We start from the raw sequence: 16,662 nt of genomic DNA on the forward strand, positions 1-16,662 counted from the left end.
CTCTTACTACTTCATTTTTGTACAAAAATAGGAGGGAGCTCTATGCTACGGCATATTAAATCAACAATAACTATCATATTCGGAGCTGCTATCTTCGCATTCGGACTCACATATTTTGTAGTCCCACATCATTTATTTGAAGGTGGAGCCACAGGGATTACCTTGATTACCTACTATCTCTTTAATATCCCTATCTCATTGATGAACATCATCATTAACATCCCGCTCTTTATTCTCGCTTGGAAAATTTTTGGACTAAGATCACTATATTCCAGTCTACTTGGAACCATTGCCGTCTCCGTCTGGTTAGCTATCTTTGAGAAGATTCCTCTTCAGTTTAATCTTGAAGGTGATTTAGTTATCGTAGCTTTGGTCTCAGGAGTACTCCTAGGTGTTGGACTTGGTGTTATTTTCAACGCGGGTGGAACAACTGGTGGTACTGATATCGTCGCTCGTATCCTTAATAAATATACCAATATTTCAGTCGGAAAATTACTTTTTGGCTTAGACTTCTTCATTCTTATGCTAATTTTAATTATCTTCCAAGATCTACGTTTAGTAACCTATACTCTTCTATTCGACTTTATAGTATCTCGAGTTATCGATTTGATTGGAGAGGGTGGTTATGCTGGTAAAGGCTTCATGATTATCACACAAAAGCCAATGGAACTAGCTGATAAAATTAATGATGAACTTGGTCGAGGTGTAACTTTTATCTCCGGTCAAGGTTACTACAGTAAAAACGATTTAAAGATTGTCTACTGTATTGTAGCTAGAAATGAAATGGTTAAGATGAAAGAAATGATTCATTCTGTAGATCCTATGGCTTTTATCACTATTACTGAAGCCCATGAAATCCTAGGGGAAGGATTTACATTTGACCCAAGGTAAACTAGCAATTTAAAACAGAAAAGCAACCTAATCATAGGATTGCTTTTTTATTTCAATATACAAAAAAACAGAAGAGCATGCTCTTCTGTTTTAATAGATATTATTTTTCAGCTGACAATGCTGCCATTGTGATGTAGTTGTATGGTTTGTTGAAGTGTGGCAAGAAGAATAGATCAGTCAATGCCAATTTATCAATTGTAACATGTTCTTGGATAGCAAGTGAGAACATGTGGATAGCCATACTGATTGCTGAATCGCGAGATACCATTTGAGCACCAAGGATTTCACGGCTGTCGCGATCAAAAACAATCTTGATAGCAACTTCATGGTTATCATGTTTCATAAATTCTGGTTTTTGAAGGTCGTTAAATCCAGTTTCAGTTGCATTGTAGCCTGCAGCTTTTGCTTTTTCAAGTGTCAAACCAGTTGAAACCATGTGGAGACCATAGATTGAGATACCATTTGAGCCTTGAACACCGATTCCTTCAAGTTCATGTCCACAAGCGTTGTAAGCACCAACAATACCAGTACGAACAGCGTTTGAAGCAAGTGCGATGTAGCTAGTGTCTTTACGAGCGTTGTCATAAACAGTCGCACAGTCACCAATAGCGTATACACCTGGGATTGATGTTTCTTGTTTCTTGTCAACAAGGAAGGCACCGTTACGGAAGAGTTCGATCTTACCGTCAGCAAGAGCAGTGTTTGGACGGAAACCAACTGCAAGAACAACCATATCAACGTCAAATGTTTCTTTGTCAGTTACCAAGCGTTCAACTTTACCTTCACCTTCGATAGCTTTAACAGTTTGTCCAAGAGCCAAACGGATGTTGTGGTCTTCCAAGTTTTTAGCCATCATTTGTGTGAAGTCTTTGTCATAGTATCCGTTCAATACTGTGTCAACGATATCAACAAGGACAACTTCTTTTCCAAGACGTTCGAAAGCTTCAGCAAGCTCAACACCAATGTAACCACCACCAACTACAGCGATACGTTCAAGGTGTTTGCTCTTATCAGCAAGTTTGTTGATAACTTCTTCAGCATTTTGGTATAACTTAACAAATTGTACGTTTTCAAGAGTTGCTTTGAACTCACGGTTACCTTTAACAATTTCAACACCTTCAATTGGAGGCAAAATTGGTGTAGAACCAGTAGCAAAGATCAACTTATCGTATGATTCTTTGTGTTCTTTTCCTTCAACTTCTGCAGTAACAACTTTGTTATCGTAGTCGATTGAAAGTACAGGTGAGTTCATGTAAATTTTCGCACCTTTAGCTTCAAGCGTTTCTTTATCAGAGTAGAACAAGCCTTCAGGACCGTCGATTTGCTCACCGATCCAAAGAGCCATTCCACATCCAAGGAATGAAATATTTGAGTTTTGGTCAAATACAACGATCTCGTTTTCGCTTCCAAAGTTGTCCAACATAGTGTTGATACATGCAGTTCCAGCGTGGTTAGCACCCACAACTACGATTTTACTCATAAGATAAATCCTACCTTTAATTTTTTTTCCTAAGTATTATAACACTTTCTGTTAGCGTTTACAAGTTTTTTTGTTTGAAATTACTTAATTTTGACTAGAATTAAATATTAATTTATTATAAAAAAAACTTATCAAGAGTATTATTTTTCATAATTATGTTTTTAAGCATTTTTCTTGACTTTTTTAAAAAAATAAATTGTGAAAACGCTGACTTTATGATATTCTATTTATACGGGAATAAAATATAAATCTCAAAGTTACTTTCATGACAGGATTTACAACTATTTCCAATTGACTTGAAAGGAGTTAGTTTTTTGCCTTTCTGTTCATCTTCTGAACGACTAATGGGAACTACAATTTCCATTTCCTTAGTACATGATCGGGCTGATTGTCTGCTCAGACAAGCTTTTGATTTGCTTAAAGAGCTTGAATTTCGGTTTAATGCCAATAGTGCTGAATCTGAATTAATGGAAATTAACTATCAGGCAGGTATTGCCCCAGTTAAAGTCCACCCTGATTTGCTTGAACTGATTTCATTAGGTTTAGAACACAGTCTGGCACCTAAAAGTCATCTCAATATTAGTATCGGGCCTTTGATTCAAACCTGGCGTATTGGTTTTTCCGACGCAAAGGTTGCTAGTCCTGAAGAGATAACTTCTGTTCTACCATTGATAAACCCCAGTTATATCAAACTCGATTCAATACATTCCACAGTTTTCCTAGAAAAAAAGGGAATGAAAATTGACTTAGGATGTTTAGCGAAGGGCTATAGTGCAGATAAGGTTGCTGCTTTCCTGAGAGAAAAAGGTGTCACCTCTGCTCTTATCAATCTTGGAGGAAACATCCTCACAATTGGGAACAACCAATCAAAAGATGGACGTCCGTGGCAAATCGGCATTCAAGATCCAAATAATCCACGCGGTAATCACCTGATGACCTTGTCTATTACTGGAAAATCAGTGGTTACATCTGGGATTTATGAACGGCATCTTGAAATCAACGGCAAGGATTATCATCACATTTTTGATAGTGAGACAGGTTATCCCATTGAAACGGATTTAGCCAGTTTAACCATTGTATCTGACCGTTCAGTCGACGGTGAGATATGGACCACTCGTTTGTTTGGCGAACGTAGCGCCTCTATTATGTGGCAAGTCGAAAATATTGATGGTATCGAAGCCATCCTCATTGACAAAGATGGACATGTCGCTTGTTCATCTGGTATCCAACGGTAATTAATTAATAATGCAAAAGAGAAAGGAAAGCCCATGCTTAAACTTATTGCTATTGTAGGAACAAACTCAAAACGTTCCACAAACCGCCAACTGCTTCAATATATGCAGAAACACTTTGCTGACAAAGCAGAAATCGAATTGGTAGAAATTAAAGATCTACCTGTATTTAACAAACCAGCTGACAAACAAATCCCAGCTGAAGCTACGGAAATCGCTGCTAAAATCGAAGCTGCTGATGGAGTTATTATCGGTACACCTGAATACGATCACTCAATCCCAGCTGTTCTTATGAGCGCTCTTGCTTGGATTTCATATGGTGTATTCCCACTTTTGAACAAACCTGTTATGATTACAGGTGCTTCATACGGTACACTTGGTTCTTCACGTGCTCAATTGCAACTTCGTCAAATTCTAAATGCTCCTGAAATCAAAGCAAATGTTCTCCCAGATGAATTCTTGCTTTCTCATTCTCTTCAAGCATTTGATCAGAATGGTGACTTGGTAGATCTTGATGTTATCAAGAAATTGGATGCCATCTTTGATGACTTCCGTATCTTTGTTAAAGTTACTGAAAAATTGCGTAACGCTCAAGAACTTCTTCGCAAAGATGCTGAAGACTTTGACTGGGAAAAATTGTAAGATAGGAGATCGAAAGAATGAAATTTGTTGGACTTGTTGGATCAAACTATGATCAATCATATAACCGCAAACTCTTGGAATTCATCCGCCGTCAGTTTAAATTTAAATTTGAACTAGAAGTTTTGGAAATCGATGAAGTTCCAATGTTTAACCAAGACGAAAAATGGGATGACAGCTTCCAGTTGCGCCTTCTTTACAACAAAATTACTCGTGCCGATGGTGTAATCATTGCAACTCCTGAACACAACCACACTATTTCTGCTTCACTTAAGTCTGTACTTGAATGGCTTTCATTTGAAGTTCATCCATTTGAAAACAAACCAGTTATGATTGTGGGTGCATCATACTATGACCAAGGAACTTCACGTGCTCAAGTTCACCTTCGTAAAATTCTTGATGCACCAGGAGTGAATGCCTACACATTGCCAGGTAATGAATTCCTCCTTGGAAAAGCTAAAGAAGCTTTTGACGCTAATGGAAACATTATTAACGAAGGAACAGTTAAATTCCTTGAAACTTGCTTAGATAACTTTGTCAAATACGTAGGAGTCGTTTCTAAATTGAAAAAACCAAAACCAATTGAACCAGAAGACTTGGATTGTGGCAAACCAATCGCTACAACTATTACAGAGGTTGATCCAGACGATCCAAACTGGGTAGAAAAAGTTGCAGAAATCACAGGTGCTGTTTCAGGTGATACATATGTTAAACTTGACCATGGTATCTTGACTGTTAACCAGATTGATATGTTCTTGAAAGCTATGCCTTTTGAATTGACATACGCTGACGATAACAATCAATTCCTCTACTATAACAATGCCCACCAAGACCCTAATACTATGTTTGCGAAGCGAGTTCCTTCCCAATCAGGCGGTCGTATGTCTACTATTCATGGTTCACTCCCTCCAGCACGTATGAAAAATGTAGAGTGGGTTATCGGAACACTTCGCAATGGCAACCAAGAATACGTACGTACAATTGTTCCTGGTTCACCTGCAGGTGTTATCAATACTCACAACTACCAAGCTATGTACTATCCTGATGGATCATATGCTGGTATCAATGAAATTGTCTTTAACTTCCAACCATGGCTTGATTGGTACTTGAAAGAAACCGGTCAACGTTTGGTAGGAGGTAGCGGCCCATTTGCTCCTGCTGGAGGACATGGTGATGCCGATGCTACTTCTGGTGCATCTGACGCTGGAGGACATAGTGATGCTGATGCTACTTCTGGTGCAAGTAACTAAAAAATAACCCAAAGGAACCAAATGGTTCCTTTTTTCAATATAAAAAACTTCGGTTAGCAGACACTAACCGAGGTTTTATTTAGCTTATGAATTGGGATCGTCTAGACTTCGACCGTGTAAACCTTTTTCGCGTTGCACTTGTCGAAGTTTTTCAGGTGTCACGTCATTTCCTTCCTCATCCACGATTTTAATTCCTTCAACGTGGTGACGAACTGCTCGACGATATCCCTCAATGTATTCTTCACGAAGTTGGGCTTGTTCTACTTTTTCTTCCGCAGTCAACCCTTCTGTTTTTTTCTTTTTAGCAAGCTCATTAATACGAGCGATTTTTTCTGGTGTCATATTTGGACCTCCAATTTATTTTTATTTTGTATTGAGAAGATTGAAAGCAGCTACTGTTTTTGCTTTATTAACAAGTACAGCAAGGATAGCTAAACGGTTGTTCTTCACATCAACATCTTCTGCCATAACCATGGTATTGTCAAAGAATTCATCAATTACTGGACTAAGAGCAAATAGTTGCGTTAATTTATCACTAGCTGAACCTTTCAATTCAAGACTTTCTACTGCTTGAGCAAGTTCTTTTTCTTGTTCATTTTCAAAAAGACTTGCATCAACTTTAAGCAAACCATCTGCTTTTTCAGCTAGATTAAAGGCACGAGATAGAGACTCAACTGATGATTTGTAATCTTCAGTATTTGCAGCTTCGCTTAAAGCTTCTGCAGCTTCAATCATATCAGAAACAACAAAATTCGAACTTGCGAGAACAGCTTCTTTGATATCTTTTGCAGTAGAACCCATCATCTTATCAACACGAGCTTTAATGAAGTTAAGCACTTCTTCTTGATTATCATAAGTTAGACTTTCAAATGATAAGGCATAAAGGCTCGCAATCAATTCGTCCATTGGAATCTTCCAACCAAAGTCTTCCAAGATTCGAACAATTCCTTGTGTTGCACGTCGAAGAGCATATGGGTCGTTTGAACCTGATGGAATCAAGCCAACCGAGAAGAAAGATAAGAGAGTATCTAATTTATCAGCTAGTGCAAGAATAGCTCCGACTTTAGACTCAGGAAGAGCTCCGTCAGCCGAATCCGGAAGATAGTGTTCACGAATAGCTTGTGCCACTGCTGCGTTCTCCCCAGCAAGAAGAGCATACTTCTCGCCCATGACCCCTTGAAGCTCATCAAATTCACCTACCATACCAGTTAAGAGATCAAACTTATAAATAGCTGCAGCACGTGCAAGATCAACAGTTTCATCTACTGATAAGCCAGCTTTTTCTGCTAATAGAATAGCAATTTGTCCTGTACGGATCATGTGTTCACGTAATGAACCAATCTTTTCATGGAAGGTTACATGTGATAGTTTAGCTACTAAATCTTCAATTTTCAATTTTTGATCTTCACGCCAGAAGAATTCTCCGTCTTCAAGACGTGCAACTAAGACTTTCTCATTCCCTCGAACAACATTTTCCAAATGCTCTGCATTACCGTTTCGAACAGAAATAAAGTTTGGTTTTAGATTTCCTTCAAGATCACGGACTACAAAGTAGCGTTGATGAGTTTCCATTGAAGTAACTAAAACTTCTTCTGGAACCTCTAGATATTTAGGATCAAAATTCCCCATGAAGGCAGTTGGGTATTCAACCAAATTCAAAACTTCATTTAAAAGACCTTCATCAACCTGAACTTGAACACCTTGTTCTACTTCAATAGCCTTGATTTGTTCACGAATCATATTTTCGCGTTCAATGCTATCAGCAATGACATAAACTTTACGCAAATCTTCTTCGTAACTATCAGCATGACGAATTTCAACTTCATGTCCGAGGAAACGATGTCCACGGCTAATTCGTCCCGAATGAATATCTAGAAAGTCCATATCAAGAGCTTCATCATCCAAAAGGACTATCAATGTATGGACCGGACGAATGTATTCAAAGGTATTATTTGCCCAGTGCATACTTACTGGGAAGCTAAGGCTAGCCAATACTTCTGGAATTCCTGTCAACACTTCTTCAGCAGGTTTTCCAGCTTCATGCTTGGTTACATAGACATATTCTTCACCTTTAATTTCACGGAATTCAATATCATCCACAGTTAAGCCTTTTCCACGGACAAATCCTTGAGCAGCTTTAGAAAAGTTCCCATCTGCGTCCAAGGCGATTTTCTTTGAAGGTCCTTTAAAATCTTCAGTCAAATCTGTTTGTTGGTCTGCTAAACCAAGTACACGAACAGCCAAACGACGTGGTGTTGAGAAAGTTTGAATTCCTTCGTATGAAAGGCGATTTTCATCTAAGAAAGCTGCCATTTTTTCACCTAGTTGTTTTTCAGTTGGTGTGACAACGTAGGCTGGTAACTCTTCGAGTCCTAGTTCTACTAATAAGTTTTTTGTCATGTTTTTTTCTCCGAAAAATATCTTTTTTTCCAGTTTGCCTTATGTGATTGGCACGCAAGCAACCGACTTCGTCGTTTCATTGCTAAAATTGGAGCCTAAAGTCTCCAATTTTTCCTGGTCTCGTTAGTTCCTCTAACGAGACCATTATCACTGCGGCAACTGGTTCTGTAGGATTGCTCTATCAGTCAATCCCATCTAATACGCTCTCTTTATTCTTCCTCTTCTGCTAAGAGTTTTGCGCGTGTGGCTTCATCTAGAAGTGGGTAGCCGAGTTTCTTGCGTTCTGCAACGAAGGTTTTGGCTACGACACGAGCCAAGTTACGGATGCGAGCAATGTAGCCGGCACGTTCTGTAACTGATACCGCTCCACGAGCATCAAGTAAGTTGAAGGTATGTGAACATTTCAAAACGTAATCATAGGCTGGGTGTACAAGTCCCAATTCCAAAGCACGTCCTGCTTCTTTTTCAAATTTTTCGAAGTTTTCAAGAAGCATATCTTGGTCAGAAACTTCAAAGCTGTATTTTGAATGCTCATATTCTGGTTGAAGGAAGATTTCTCCGTATTTCACTCCTGGAGCCCACTCAATATCGTAAACTGAGTCTACTTCTTGAATATAAGAAGCCAAACGTTCCAATCCGTAGGTAACCTCAGCAGTAACAGGACCTGTTGCCAAACCACCTACTTGTTGGAAGTAAGTGAACTGAGTGATTTCCATACCATCAAGCCATACTTCCCATCCAAGACCAGCTGAACCAGTTGATGGGTTTTCCCAGTTATCTTCAACGAAACGAATATCGTGTTCCAAAGGATTGATTCCCAATTTCTCCAACGACTCAAGGTAGAGTTCTTGGATATTTGAAGGTGATGGTTTCATAACCACTTGGAATTGGTGGTGTTGGTAAAGACGGTTTGGGTTTTCCCCGTAACGACCATCTGCTGGACGACGAGATGGCTCTACATAGGCTGCGTTCCATGGTTCAGGACCAATAGCACGTAGGAAAGTGTAAGGGCTCATGGTTCCTGCACCTTTTTCGTTATCATAAGCCTGCATCAGCATACAACCCTGGTCATTCCAGTATTGTTGCAAAGTAAGGATAATTTCCTGGAAAGTCAATTTTTTAGACATCTTCTACTCCTTTTTTAAATTCTAACGACTTTGGATACAAAAAGAACCGAGTCTCTGCTCCTAAGTCTGTGACCTAGGGGCGTCAGAAACGCGGTTCCACCCTAATTTATTACTTCATTACTTTTATTAAAATACCAAAAGCGCCACACTTATCTCTTAACCACCTGACTCCCACTACCACAGGCTCGCTTAGGATCTACTGATAAGATATTCTTTCTTGCCATCTATTATAACAGAAAGGAATTAAAAAGTAAATTTTTTACATAAGGAATCACTACTAAATAATCTAAAGATAGAACAACTATTGTTCTTGTAACACTTTTCGAACAAAAGAAAAACCACTACTCCTAAGAATAGTGGTTTAATCATATTTTTAAGCTACAAATGTAGTCACTCTATTATTTAAGAGTAACTGAAGCTCCAGCTTCTCAGATGCCTTGGAGATACTCCCCTCTTCAGCAATAGTAATAAAATAACGAAGCACTCTTAACTCCATGCCATCCTCCTAATTTTCCTCATAAGATTTAAACGGTTGATTCTTCTCTGGATATCGGTCTGGTGTAATGGCAAGTCCCATTTGCTCTTTTTCGTGATATAACTCTTTCATAAGCGACCACGTCATCAACACTAGTACTATGGAAAATGGAAAAGCGACAATAATGAGCGTGTTTTGTAAAGCTGTCAATCCACCAGAAAACATGAGTGCAATAGCAATCAAGGCCAGCATGACACCCCAAACCACCTTTTTACGATTACTTGGATTTAGATCGCCATCTTCAGACAACATGGCCAAAACATAGGTGGCAGAATCCGCCGAGGTCACAAAGAAGGTTAAAACTAAAGTAATTGCCAGGAGTGAAAGGACACTTCCCAGAGGATATTCATTAAAAGAGGCAAAAAGAATTTCTTCTGTGGCAAAACGTATCAAATCAACCCCCGAATCTTGTAGTGAAGTAGATAAGGTACCAAAAGCAGAAAACCAGATAAAACTAAGGACTGTTGGTGCCAAAAGCACTACTGTCAAAAATTCGCGAATAGTCCGACCTTTTGAGATACGGGCAATAAAGACGCCCACAAAAGGTGACCAGGAAATCCACCATGCCCAGTAAAAAATGGTCCATTTGTTAATCCAATCCCGCTTGGTCTCATCAAAAGCCGCCGCTCGAAAACTCATACGGAAGAAGTTTTGAAAATAAAGGCCGATAGAGTCTGTCATGGTGTCAAATATCTTAATCGTTGGCCCCAAAACTATGACTCCAGCAAGCAAGACAACAGCTAAAATCAAGTTTGTATTAGATAGGATTTTAACACCCTTTCCTAAACCTGATAAGGCAGAAATAAGAAAAAGAATTGTCGCAATGATGATAATGATGACTTGCACAAGACTATTATTAGGAATACCAAAGACATAGGAGAGACCACCATTGATTTGTGAGGCACCAAAGCCGAGCGTTGTCGCTACTCCAATCACTGTCGCAATAATGGTGATGGTATCGATAATGGTTGCTATTGGTCCGTCCGCATATTTTCCAAAAAGAGGCTTAAAGACGACTGAGAGCTGATATTTCTCCCGTTTACGAAAGCCAAAATAAGCCAAAGACAATCCCACCAGGGCATAGACCGCCCAAGCATGAAATCCCCAGTGAAAAAAAGTAAAACGAAAAGCATCTGCAAGAGCATCCGCACTGCCTATTTCTGCATTGGGCGTCGAGATAGCAAAGTGACTCAAAGGCTCTGCTGCCCCATAGAAGACCAGACCAATCCCCATTCCAGCAGAAAACATCATGGCAATCCATGACGTCGTCGAATGCTCTGGCCGACTCGTGGGATTACCCAAACGAATCTGCCCTATCGGACTTACAATTAAAAAGACACAAAAAACTAAAATCCCCGTAACCAATAACAAGTAAAACCAGCCAACACTAGTTGTTAAGAGATTTTTTAAATAAGAACTAATATTTTGAAACTGCTGGGGAACAAAGAGCCCTAACAAGACTAAAATAAATATGATAACGAGTGAAAGCTGAAAAACTTTTGTTATTTTAGAACGCTTCACCATTTTACCTCCTTATGTGTTCTTAGTTATAGAAGGTTTTTGAGAAAATTTAAAATTCTATATAGTTTCATTATAACACAATTGTTTAATTTATACGATAAATTGTAAAATATAGTGCAACAAAAAAACTCATAGCGTTTCATTGGTGTAAACTGTAAGTAACCACACAAACAGAACCCGAGGAAAAACTATGAGCTACTCCCATCTTACCATAACCGACCGAATAAAGATAGAAACTTACTTGGATTTAGGTTTAAAATCTTGCCAAATTGCAAGTAAACTTGGCGTTCATAAGTCTACCATACTAGTTTTTTAGATTACGTGAGTTTACCTGAATCAATCTCAAAATTAATTGAAGAAGGTTATGCTGATAAAAGAAATCAATAAGATGAATACATTGATTTTGCACTTCAGCATAATTTAATTACTATTCAAAATAATAATATTCAAGCTACTGATCTTGGTTTAGCCTGGGTGTGGTGGGCTTATGCACCAGTTGAAGGCGATGATTGGATTTAGAAAAAAGGCTCTATAATTTCTATTTAGACTAAAACTAACATAGGAATTATGGAGCCTATTTTGTTGTAGAAAAAAATCCCCGCCAAGTTAGATCTTGGCGGGGATTTGGTGGGGAATAAGTCCCCTATTAAGATTTAAATCACCTTAAGCAATTCTTAACCTTAATATACTAGGCTTTCGCATTCAATTTGCGTTACTCTATTATTTAAGAGTAACTGAAGCTCCAGCTTCTTCCAATTTAGCTTTGATTTCTTCAGCTTCTGCAGTTGGAACGCCTTCTTTGATGACACCTGGTGCACCATCAACAAGTTCTTTAGCTTCTTTAAGTCCAAGACCAGTGATTTCACGTACAACTTTGATAACGCCAACTTTTTTGTCACCAGCAGCTGTTAATTCAACGTCAAATGAGTCTTTAGCAGCACCAGCGTCAGCAGCACCAGCTGCAGCAACAGCTACAGGAGCAGCTGCAGTTACACCAAATTCTTCTTCGATAGCTTTTACAAGGTCGTTCAATTCAAGGATTGAAGCTTCTTTAATTTCAGCAATAATGTTTTCAATGTTCAATGCCATTGTTATTTCCTCCAAATAAGTTTATATTTTAATTTTTATATTTTTTGTAGCTAGGCTACACTGCGTAGCTTAAGATTAAGCTGCGTCTTCTTTGTTGTCTGCAACCGCTTTGACTGCAAGAGCAACGTTGCGCACTGGCGCTTGAAGTACAGAAAGGAGCATAGAAAGAAGTCCTTCGCGGTTTGGAAGAGTTGCAAGAGCAACGATTTCTTCTTTTGATGCGACAGCGCCTTCGATTGCACCACCTTTGATTTCAAGTGCGTCAGCGTTTTTAGCAAAGTCGTTCAAGATTTTCGCTGGTGCGATAACATCTTCGTTAGAAAATGCTACTGCAGATGGTCCAACAAAAACAGATGCAAGATCTTCAAGACCAGCTTTTTCAGCTGCACGACGTAAGATTGAGTTTTTAATAACTTTATACTCAACTTCGCTTCCACGAAGCTCACGACGAAGAACTGTATCTTGTTCAACTGTCAAACCACGAGCGTCTACAACGACGATTGATGCAGCAGCTTTCATTTTCTCAGCTACTACGTCAACTAGTTCCGCTTTCTTAGCAATAATTGCTTCACTCATTAGTGTGTTCACCTCCGTAATTATTTTGCTTGGGGAATTTTTCCAAAAGAAAAACGCGCCCAAACCTAGACACGAAAGTACAATACGCTTCTTTTTACATGATACGTTTTGTCCTCGGTAGGATATTTATGAGTCGAGCTCCCCTACTGTCTTAGGCAGTTTTTTCAAACCATTTATAAGTATATCACACTTGTTACTTCAAAGCAAGTCTTTTTGTAAAAAAAATTGATTATTTTTTGTCCTGCTTCTACTGATGTTTATGGAATAAAATAATTAGATTTTATCATTGAATGGAAAAGATTGGTACCAAGGTAGTATAGATTAAGAGCGCATGAAAGATCAACATTAACACATGAAATATAAATGGAGAATTTTCTGTTATTTGGATATCCTGATTACTTTTTTGACTGTCTAAGAAACAAGTTAAGGACAAGAAAAGTAAAATGATTCCGTAAATGATGCTAATATGAAAAAGAATTTCACCTATAACTGCAAAATAGAGGAAACCGAATATGGGAATCGAGAAAAGGAATAGTCCTAAGGATCCAAATGCAATTCTAATTAAAGATATAATCAAAAAACTATAGGCTGTAAATGTTGTGAATTTTGATACTTGGAATCCTATTTTTTTCTGCTTAGATATAAAATGAATGATAAAAATTGGATAAAGAATATCTATCATCTTGACTCTCTGCTCTTTCTAAGATACTTTACTTTATTTTAACTATTTTTTCCTCAAAATTCAATTTCTCTCTTGACGGGGAAAAATATATAGTGTACTATACAACAGTATATACAGATAAAAGGAGTTATTATGAATACAAAAAAGAAAACCCAATTCATGACTTTAACCGCATTGCTGACAGCTATCGCTATTTTGATTCCTATAGTGATGCCATTTAAAATCGTTATCCCACCCGCTTCCTACACTCTTGGAAGTCACGTAGCTATTTTTATCGCTATGTTTCTCTCGCCTTGGATGGCAATTTTTGTCATCATTGCTTCTAGTATCGGCTTCCTGCTAGCGGGTTATCCAATTGTCATCGTACTTCGCGCCTTCTCTCATATCTTCTTTGGAACCCTGGGAGCTTTCTACCTTCAAAAACATCCTCAAACCTTGGACAACAAGAAATCTTCCTTGATTTTTAACTTTGTACTTGGTATAGTACATGCTATCGCGGAAGTCTTTGCTTGTATCATCTTCTATGCTAGTACAGGAACAGACTTAAAAAATATGTTCTATGTTCTCTTTGTATTAGTTGGTTTTGGAACTATTGTTCATAGTATGATAGACTATTACTTAGCATTAGCTGTTTATAAAGCACTAAAAAAACGCCATTAAGAAAGTAAATCATGACTAAAGACCGCAAAGAATCGCTTATTCAACTCTTAAAAGAAGCTCAAAAGCCAATGAATGGCCAAAGTTTAGCAGAATATTTTCACGTGACTCGACAGATCATTGTCCAGGATATCGCTGTGTTGCGTGCTAATGGGGCTCCCATTCTATCAACCAATCGTGGCTATATTTATAAAGAAAATAAAGCCAATCCTTTTGTTCACAAACTCTTTAAGGTTAAACACAAAGAGGAAGATATGGAGCAAGAACTTCTAGCTATCGTCGATAACGGGGGACGTGTTCAGAATACCTTGATTGATCATCCTGTCTACGGGGAAATTGAAACCTTGCTCAAACTCTCTTGTCGCCGTGACGTTCAGCATTTTTTAGAGCAAGTCGAACGCTCTGACTTTAGATCACTTTCTGAATTAACAGATGGCGTCCATTATCACCTAGTCGAAGCTGAAAACGAACAAGACCTCCTCTATATCGAGAAGGCCTTGGACAAGTTAGGATATTTGGTAAAAGACTAAAATATTTCCTTTTCCCATCCGTCTTCTGTACGATGACGATAGAAAAATTCAGACTTGTCTGGAGCTTCCATCATCTCCATCAAAGGTAACATATCATAGGCCAGATCCAAATTTGGAATCTGGTCTTTTTGTATCCAGGAAACTTCTCCTTCTTCTGAAGAACGGAGAGTGCCAGTAAACTCAGTCGCCTTGTAACAAAAAACAATATAGCGTTCACCCGAATCTAAAGGCCAATTTTTAATGCCAACCAGTTGAGGACTTTGGATTGTCAGACCTGTTTCCTCGTATATTTCACGAATAACAGATTCTGCAAAAGCCTCTCCATTTTCAACATGACCTCCTGGAAAAGCGTAGCCAGACCAGTGGTTGGTTTCAGGTGATCGATACTGCATAACCACGCGCCGCTTTTCAAGGTCTTCAATCAAACAAATATTGGTAAGAATGGTTAATTGTGCTCGAGACATAGGACCCACTTTCTAATGTTTAATTTTCTATCTTATACTTAACTTTAGATTTCATAATCAAAGGATTAATCCAGTCGTGATATTCTCGAATATCATCAAGAAAAGATCCTCTATTAATCCTTATCTCCTTGTCTTTAGTATTAACTTGATAGTCTATACTGACAGGAATCGATGAGTCTGGAATGAAAGATAGGAAAAAGAATATCATCAACCAGATTAAAAGTGCAAAAAAACCACTGAGAGCCTGAAAAATAAGATGATGCCATTGAAAAATTCTAGTTTTATAGAAGATTGTCCATGGATGAATAAACAAGGTTAAGCCAAGGGCAAAAAACCAGATATTCCACACGATAGGTGTAAAAGCTAAACCGAACAAACCTAAGATAAAATGAATCAGTACAAATACCAGGAACAAAAGGTAAATAATTCTAAAAACAGTTAGATGTTTCGTCATGATTAACTCCTTTTCTTTTCAATATATTTCATTACTAGAGTTATAATAAATGCCAAACTGAAAAAGATCAGATAGGTTGCAATAGGAAACCAAATATAGCGGTGATCTAGGGATAATAGAGATGGCAAAATCCCTTTACTATTTTTTCCACCAACCCCGATAAAGAGATGGGCCACTAAACCGATACTATTAAGATAAATAAATAAATCTGCATATCTTTTTATTGTCATCCTTGACCCAGACAAGTCTAGGAACCAATAGTCAAATAATCGATATACCAGACAAAAAAGATTTAAATATAATGGAAAACTATAATTGATATTTCTATAGGGCGACGGAATAGGAAGACTATTAAAAATAAGATTGATACCTATTCCTATTCCTAAGATGAGACCAAGGATCAGGAAAAAGCCTATAATTTTATGATAATCTAGCCAGGACTGAAAACTTTCTTTCCTTGATAGATTCTTTTTTGTATTTGATTTTCTTTGATTATTTTTCATTTGAGTGGATTTTCCCCATTTTCTTCTTCTCTCTTTTTGTTATCAAGATGCTTGGAAATTAAAATGATCAACATAGCCACAAGAAAGAAGATTACATAGGTAAGAATAGGAAACCAGATGTAGCGGCGGTCTACAGTTAGCAAGGGAGGAATACTCTTTCTATTTCGACCCATTATTCCAAAAAATAAGTGAAACAGAAAACCTACTCCATTCAGGTACAAGAATGGATTTGCAAAATCTTGGACTCTAGTCATTCCATCGAAATTATCTCTAAAAATACCCTGATAAAGTATATTCACTAAGAATACTAGATTCATATAAAGTGGAAAGACATAATTGAGGTTTTGATATGGTTTTGGAACAAGAGTTGTCCCAAACAACAAATAGATTATCCCAAAAGCTGATAAGAAAAATATACTACTATCTAATAGAAAAGCTATTTTTGAATGCTGTAGCAACCACAATTTTACTTTATCCAGCCAGCTTATTTTTTGATTTTGCTTATAGTGTTTTTTTGATGTTTTCTGTGTACTGTCATTCTTACTCATCGTTTCTTAATCTTTCGTGTTAATAACTGTTCAAAGATATTTATATTATAATCTCATTTTTGAGATACAATCTGATAAGTTTAA

18 protein-coding genes, 1 pseudogene and 1 other annotated feature are annotated in these 16,662 nt (G+C 37.8%); of the genes and pseudogenes, 7 read left to right on the forward strand and 12 right to left on the reverse strand.

Annotated features, from left to right (window positions below; translation table 11 throughout):
- Positions 1–42: 42 nt before the first annotated feature.
- Positions 43–891, forward strand: a complete 849-nt coding sequence (locus tag ACXYSN_RS02935) for a YitT family protein (RefSeq protein ID WP_303943719.1) — start codon at positions 43–45, stop codon at positions 889–891.
- A 100-nt stretch (positions 892–991) separates the two neighbouring features.
- On the opposite strand, the gene nox is transcribed toward ACXYSN_RS02935, so the two are convergent.
- The gene (nox, locus tag ACXYSN_RS02940) at positions 992–2,371 is read right to left on the reverse strand and encodes a H2O-forming NADH oxidase (protein ID WP_458636095.1); all 1,380 of its coding nucleotides are present in this window, start codon (positions 2,369–2,371) and stop codon (positions 992–994) included.
- 314 nt (positions 2,372–2,685) lie between these two features.
- Here nox and ACXYSN_RS02945 point away from each other — a divergent pair, with 314 nt between their 5' ends.
- From ACXYSN_RS02945 to ACXYSN_RS02955, 3 genes are read left to right on the forward strand one after another with little or no spacing between them, the layout of a single operon-like run.
- Positions 2,686–3,606 carry an FAD:protein FMN transferase gene (locus tag ACXYSN_RS02945; RefSeq protein ID WP_458636096.1) on the forward strand — a complete coding sequence of 307 codons (921 nt, stop codon included), beginning with the start codon at positions 2,686–2,688 and terminating at the stop codon, positions 3,604–3,606.
- A gap of 33 nt (positions 3,607–3,639) precedes the next feature.
- Positions 3,640–4,245, forward strand: a complete 606-nt coding sequence (locus ACXYSN_RS02950; protein WP_006150642.1) for an NADPH-dependent FMN reductase — start codon at positions 3,640–3,642, stop codon at positions 4,243–4,245.
- Positions 4,246–4,262: 17 nt separating this feature from the next.
- Positions 4,263–5,492 carry an NAD(P)H-dependent oxidoreductase gene (locus tag ACXYSN_RS02955; RefSeq protein WP_441348318.1) on the forward strand — a complete coding sequence of 410 codons (1,230 nt, stop codon included), beginning with the start codon at positions 4,263–4,265 and terminating at the stop codon, positions 5,490–5,492.
- 84 nt (positions 5,493–5,576) lie between these two features.
- Here the strand turns inward: ACXYSN_RS02955 and ACXYSN_RS02960 are convergent, their stop codons facing one another.
- The 5 genes from ACXYSN_RS02960 to ACXYSN_RS02980 form a co-directional block, all read right to left on the reverse strand.
- Positions 5,577–5,834 (reverse strand): DUF896 family protein, encoded by a 258-nt coding sequence (locus ACXYSN_RS02960; protein WP_235084062.1) that lies wholly within the window; start codon positions 5,832–5,834, stop codon positions 5,577–5,579.
- A 21-nt stretch (positions 5,835–5,855) separates the two neighbouring features.
- The gene (glyS, locus tag ACXYSN_RS02965; protein WP_458636097.1) at positions 5,856–7,892 is read right to left on the reverse strand and encodes a glycine--tRNA ligase subunit beta; all 2,037 of its coding nucleotides are present in this window, start codon (positions 7,890–7,892) and stop codon (positions 5,856–5,858) included.
- 209 nt (positions 7,893–8,101) lie between these two features.
- Entirely contained in the window at positions 8,102–9,019 is a 918-nt protein-coding gene (glyQ, locus tag ACXYSN_RS02970) for a glycine--tRNA ligase subunit alpha (RefSeq protein WP_000038760.1), read from the reverse strand.
- A gap of 373 nt (positions 9,020–9,392) precedes the next feature.
- The gene (locus tag ACXYSN_RS02975; RefSeq protein ID WP_458636098.1) at positions 9,393–9,515 is read right to left on the reverse strand and encodes a hypothetical protein; all 123 of its coding nucleotides are present in this window, start codon (positions 9,513–9,515) and stop codon (positions 9,393–9,395) included.
- A gap of 9 nt (positions 9,516–9,524) precedes the next feature.
- Complete coding sequence (locus tag ACXYSN_RS02980; protein WP_458636099.1) at positions 9,525–11,078, reverse strand: BCCT family transporter; 1,554 nt, start codon at positions 11,076–11,078, stop codon at positions 9,525–9,527.
- Between the two features lie 187 nt (positions 11,079–11,265).
- Between ACXYSN_RS02980 and ACXYSN_RS02985 the strand changes: the two are divergent.
- A pseudogene (locus ACXYSN_RS02985) lies at positions 11,266–11,379 on the forward strand (helix-turn-helix domain-containing protein); the annotation flags it as partial.
- Between the two features lie 416 nt (positions 11,380–11,795).
- On the opposite strand, the gene rplL reads toward ACXYSN_RS02985, so the two are convergent.
- Both rplL and rplJ read right to left on the reverse strand, forming a co-directional pair.
- Positions 11,796–12,164 (reverse strand): 50S ribosomal protein L7/L12, encoded by a 369-nt coding sequence (rplL, locus tag ACXYSN_RS02990; protein WP_001196964.1) that lies wholly within the window; start codon positions 12,162–12,164, stop codon positions 11,796–11,798.
- A gap of 75 nt (positions 12,165–12,239) precedes the next feature.
- Positions 12,240–12,740, reverse strand: coding sequence for a 50S ribosomal protein L10 (rplJ, locus tag ACXYSN_RS02995; RefSeq protein ID WP_049530475.1), 501 nt, complete (start codon positions 12,738–12,740; stop codon positions 12,240–12,242).
- Between the two features lie 38 nt (positions 12,741–12,778).
- Positions 12,779–12,914: a sequence feature (ribosomal protein L10 leader region), on the reverse strand.
- Between the two features lie 640 nt (positions 12,915–13,554).
- Between rplJ and ACXYSN_RS03000 the strand changes: the two genes are divergently transcribed.
- Together ACXYSN_RS03000 and ACXYSN_RS03005 are read left to right on the forward strand one after the other, a co-directional pair.
- The gene (locus tag ACXYSN_RS03000) at positions 13,555–14,082 is read left to right on the forward strand and encodes an ECF transporter S component (RefSeq protein ID WP_458636100.1); all 528 of its coding nucleotides are present in this window, start codon (positions 13,555–13,557) and stop codon (positions 14,080–14,082) included.
- Between the two features lie 11 nt (positions 14,083–14,093).
- The gene (locus ACXYSN_RS03005; protein ID WP_458636101.1) at positions 14,094–14,609 is read left to right on the forward strand and encodes a 3H domain-containing protein; all 516 of its coding nucleotides are present in this window, start codon (positions 14,094–14,096) and stop codon (positions 14,607–14,609) included.
- Here ACXYSN_RS03005 and ACXYSN_RS03010 read toward each other — a convergent pair.
- Genes ACXYSN_RS03010 through ACXYSN_RS03025 form a run of 4 tightly spaced genes read right to left on the reverse strand, consistent with a single transcriptional unit; the run spans position 14,606 to position 16,578 of the window.
- The gene (locus tag ACXYSN_RS03010; RefSeq protein WP_458636102.1) at positions 14,606–15,073 is read right to left on the reverse strand and encodes an NUDIX domain-containing protein; all 468 of its coding nucleotides are present in this window, start codon (positions 15,071–15,073) and stop codon (positions 14,606–14,608) included. The genes ACXYSN_RS03005 and ACXYSN_RS03010 overlap by 4 nt on opposite strands.
- A gap of 19 nt (positions 15,074–15,092) precedes the next feature.
- A complete protein-coding gene (locus tag ACXYSN_RS03015) occupies positions 15,093–15,527 on the reverse strand; it encodes a hypothetical protein (protein WP_458636103.1) in 435 nt (144 codons plus the stop codon).
- Positions 15,528–15,529: 2 nt separating this feature from the next.
- Positions 15,530–16,030 carry a hypothetical protein gene (locus ACXYSN_RS03020; RefSeq protein ID WP_458636104.1) on the reverse strand — a complete coding sequence of 167 codons (501 nt, stop codon included), beginning with the start codon at positions 16,028–16,030 and terminating at the stop codon, positions 15,530–15,532.
- Positions 16,027–16,578, reverse strand: coding sequence for a hypothetical protein (locus ACXYSN_RS03025; RefSeq protein WP_458636105.1), 552 nt, complete (start codon positions 16,576–16,578; stop codon positions 16,027–16,029). The genes ACXYSN_RS03020 and ACXYSN_RS03025 overlap by 4 nt, the downstream gene beginning before the upstream one ends.
- Positions 16,579–16,662 lie beyond the last annotated feature (84 nt).

This window comes from Streptococcus sp. V869 (assembly GCF_054353515.1).

Coding starts and splice junctions, on each gene's coding strand:
- ACXYSN_RS02935 (WP_303943719.1), top strand. CDS start 43: ATGCTACGGCATATTAAATCAACAATAACTATCATATTCGGAGCTGCT.
- nox (WP_458636095.1), bottom strand. CDS start 2,371: ATGAGTAAAATCGTAGTTGTGGGTGCTAACCACGCTGGAACTGCATGT.
- ACXYSN_RS02950 (WP_006150642.1), top strand. CDS start 3,640: ATGCTTAAACTTATTGCTATTGTAGGAACAAACTCAAAACGTTCCACA.
- ACXYSN_RS02955 (WP_441348318.1), top strand. CDS start 4,263: ATGAAATTTGTTGGACTTGTTGGATCAAACTATGATCAATCATATAAC.
- ACXYSN_RS02960 (WP_235084062.1), bottom strand. CDS start 5,834: ATGACACCAGAAAAAATCGCTCGTATTAATGAGCTTGCTAAAAAGAAA.
- glyS (WP_458636097.1), bottom strand. CDS start 7,892: ATGACAAAAAACTTATTAGTAGAACTAGGACTCGAAGAGTTACCAGCC.
- glyQ (WP_000038760.1), bottom strand. CDS start 9,019: ATGTCTAAAAAATTGACTTTCCAGGAAATTATCCTTACTTTGCAACAA.
- ACXYSN_RS02975 (WP_458636098.1), bottom strand. CDS start 9,515: ATGGAGTTAAGAGTGCTTCGTTATTTTATTACTATTGCTGAAGAGGGG.
- ACXYSN_RS02980 (WP_458636099.1), bottom strand. CDS start 11,078: ATGGTGAAGCGTTCTAAAATAACAAAAGTTTTTCAGCTTTCACTCGTT.
- rplL (WP_001196964.1), bottom strand. CDS start 12,164: ATGGCATTGAACATTGAAAACATTATTGCTGAAATTAAAGAAGCTTCA.
- rplJ (WP_049530475.1), bottom strand. CDS start 12,740: ATGAGTGAAGCAATTATTGCTAAGAAAGCGGAACTAGTTGACGTAGTA.
- ACXYSN_RS03000 (WP_458636100.1), top strand. CDS start 13,555: ATGAATACAAAAAAGAAAACCCAATTCATGACTTTAACCGCATTGCTG.
- ACXYSN_RS03005 (WP_458636101.1), top strand. CDS start 14,094: ATGACTAAAGACCGCAAAGAATCGCTTATTCAACTCTTAAAAGAAGCT.
- ACXYSN_RS03010 (WP_458636102.1), bottom strand. CDS start 15,073: ATGTCTCGAGCACAATTAACCATTCTTACCAATATTTGTTTGATTGAA.
- ACXYSN_RS03015 (WP_458636103.1), bottom strand. CDS start 15,527: ATGACGAAACATCTAACTGTTTTTAGAATTATTTACCTTTTGTTCCTG.
- ACXYSN_RS03020 (WP_458636104.1), bottom strand. CDS start 16,030: ATGAAAAATAATCAAAGAAAATCAAATACAAAAAAGAATCTATCAAGG.
- ACXYSN_RS03025 (WP_458636105.1), bottom strand. CDS start 16,578: ATGAGTAAGAATGACAGTACACAGAAAACATCAAAAAAACACTATAAG.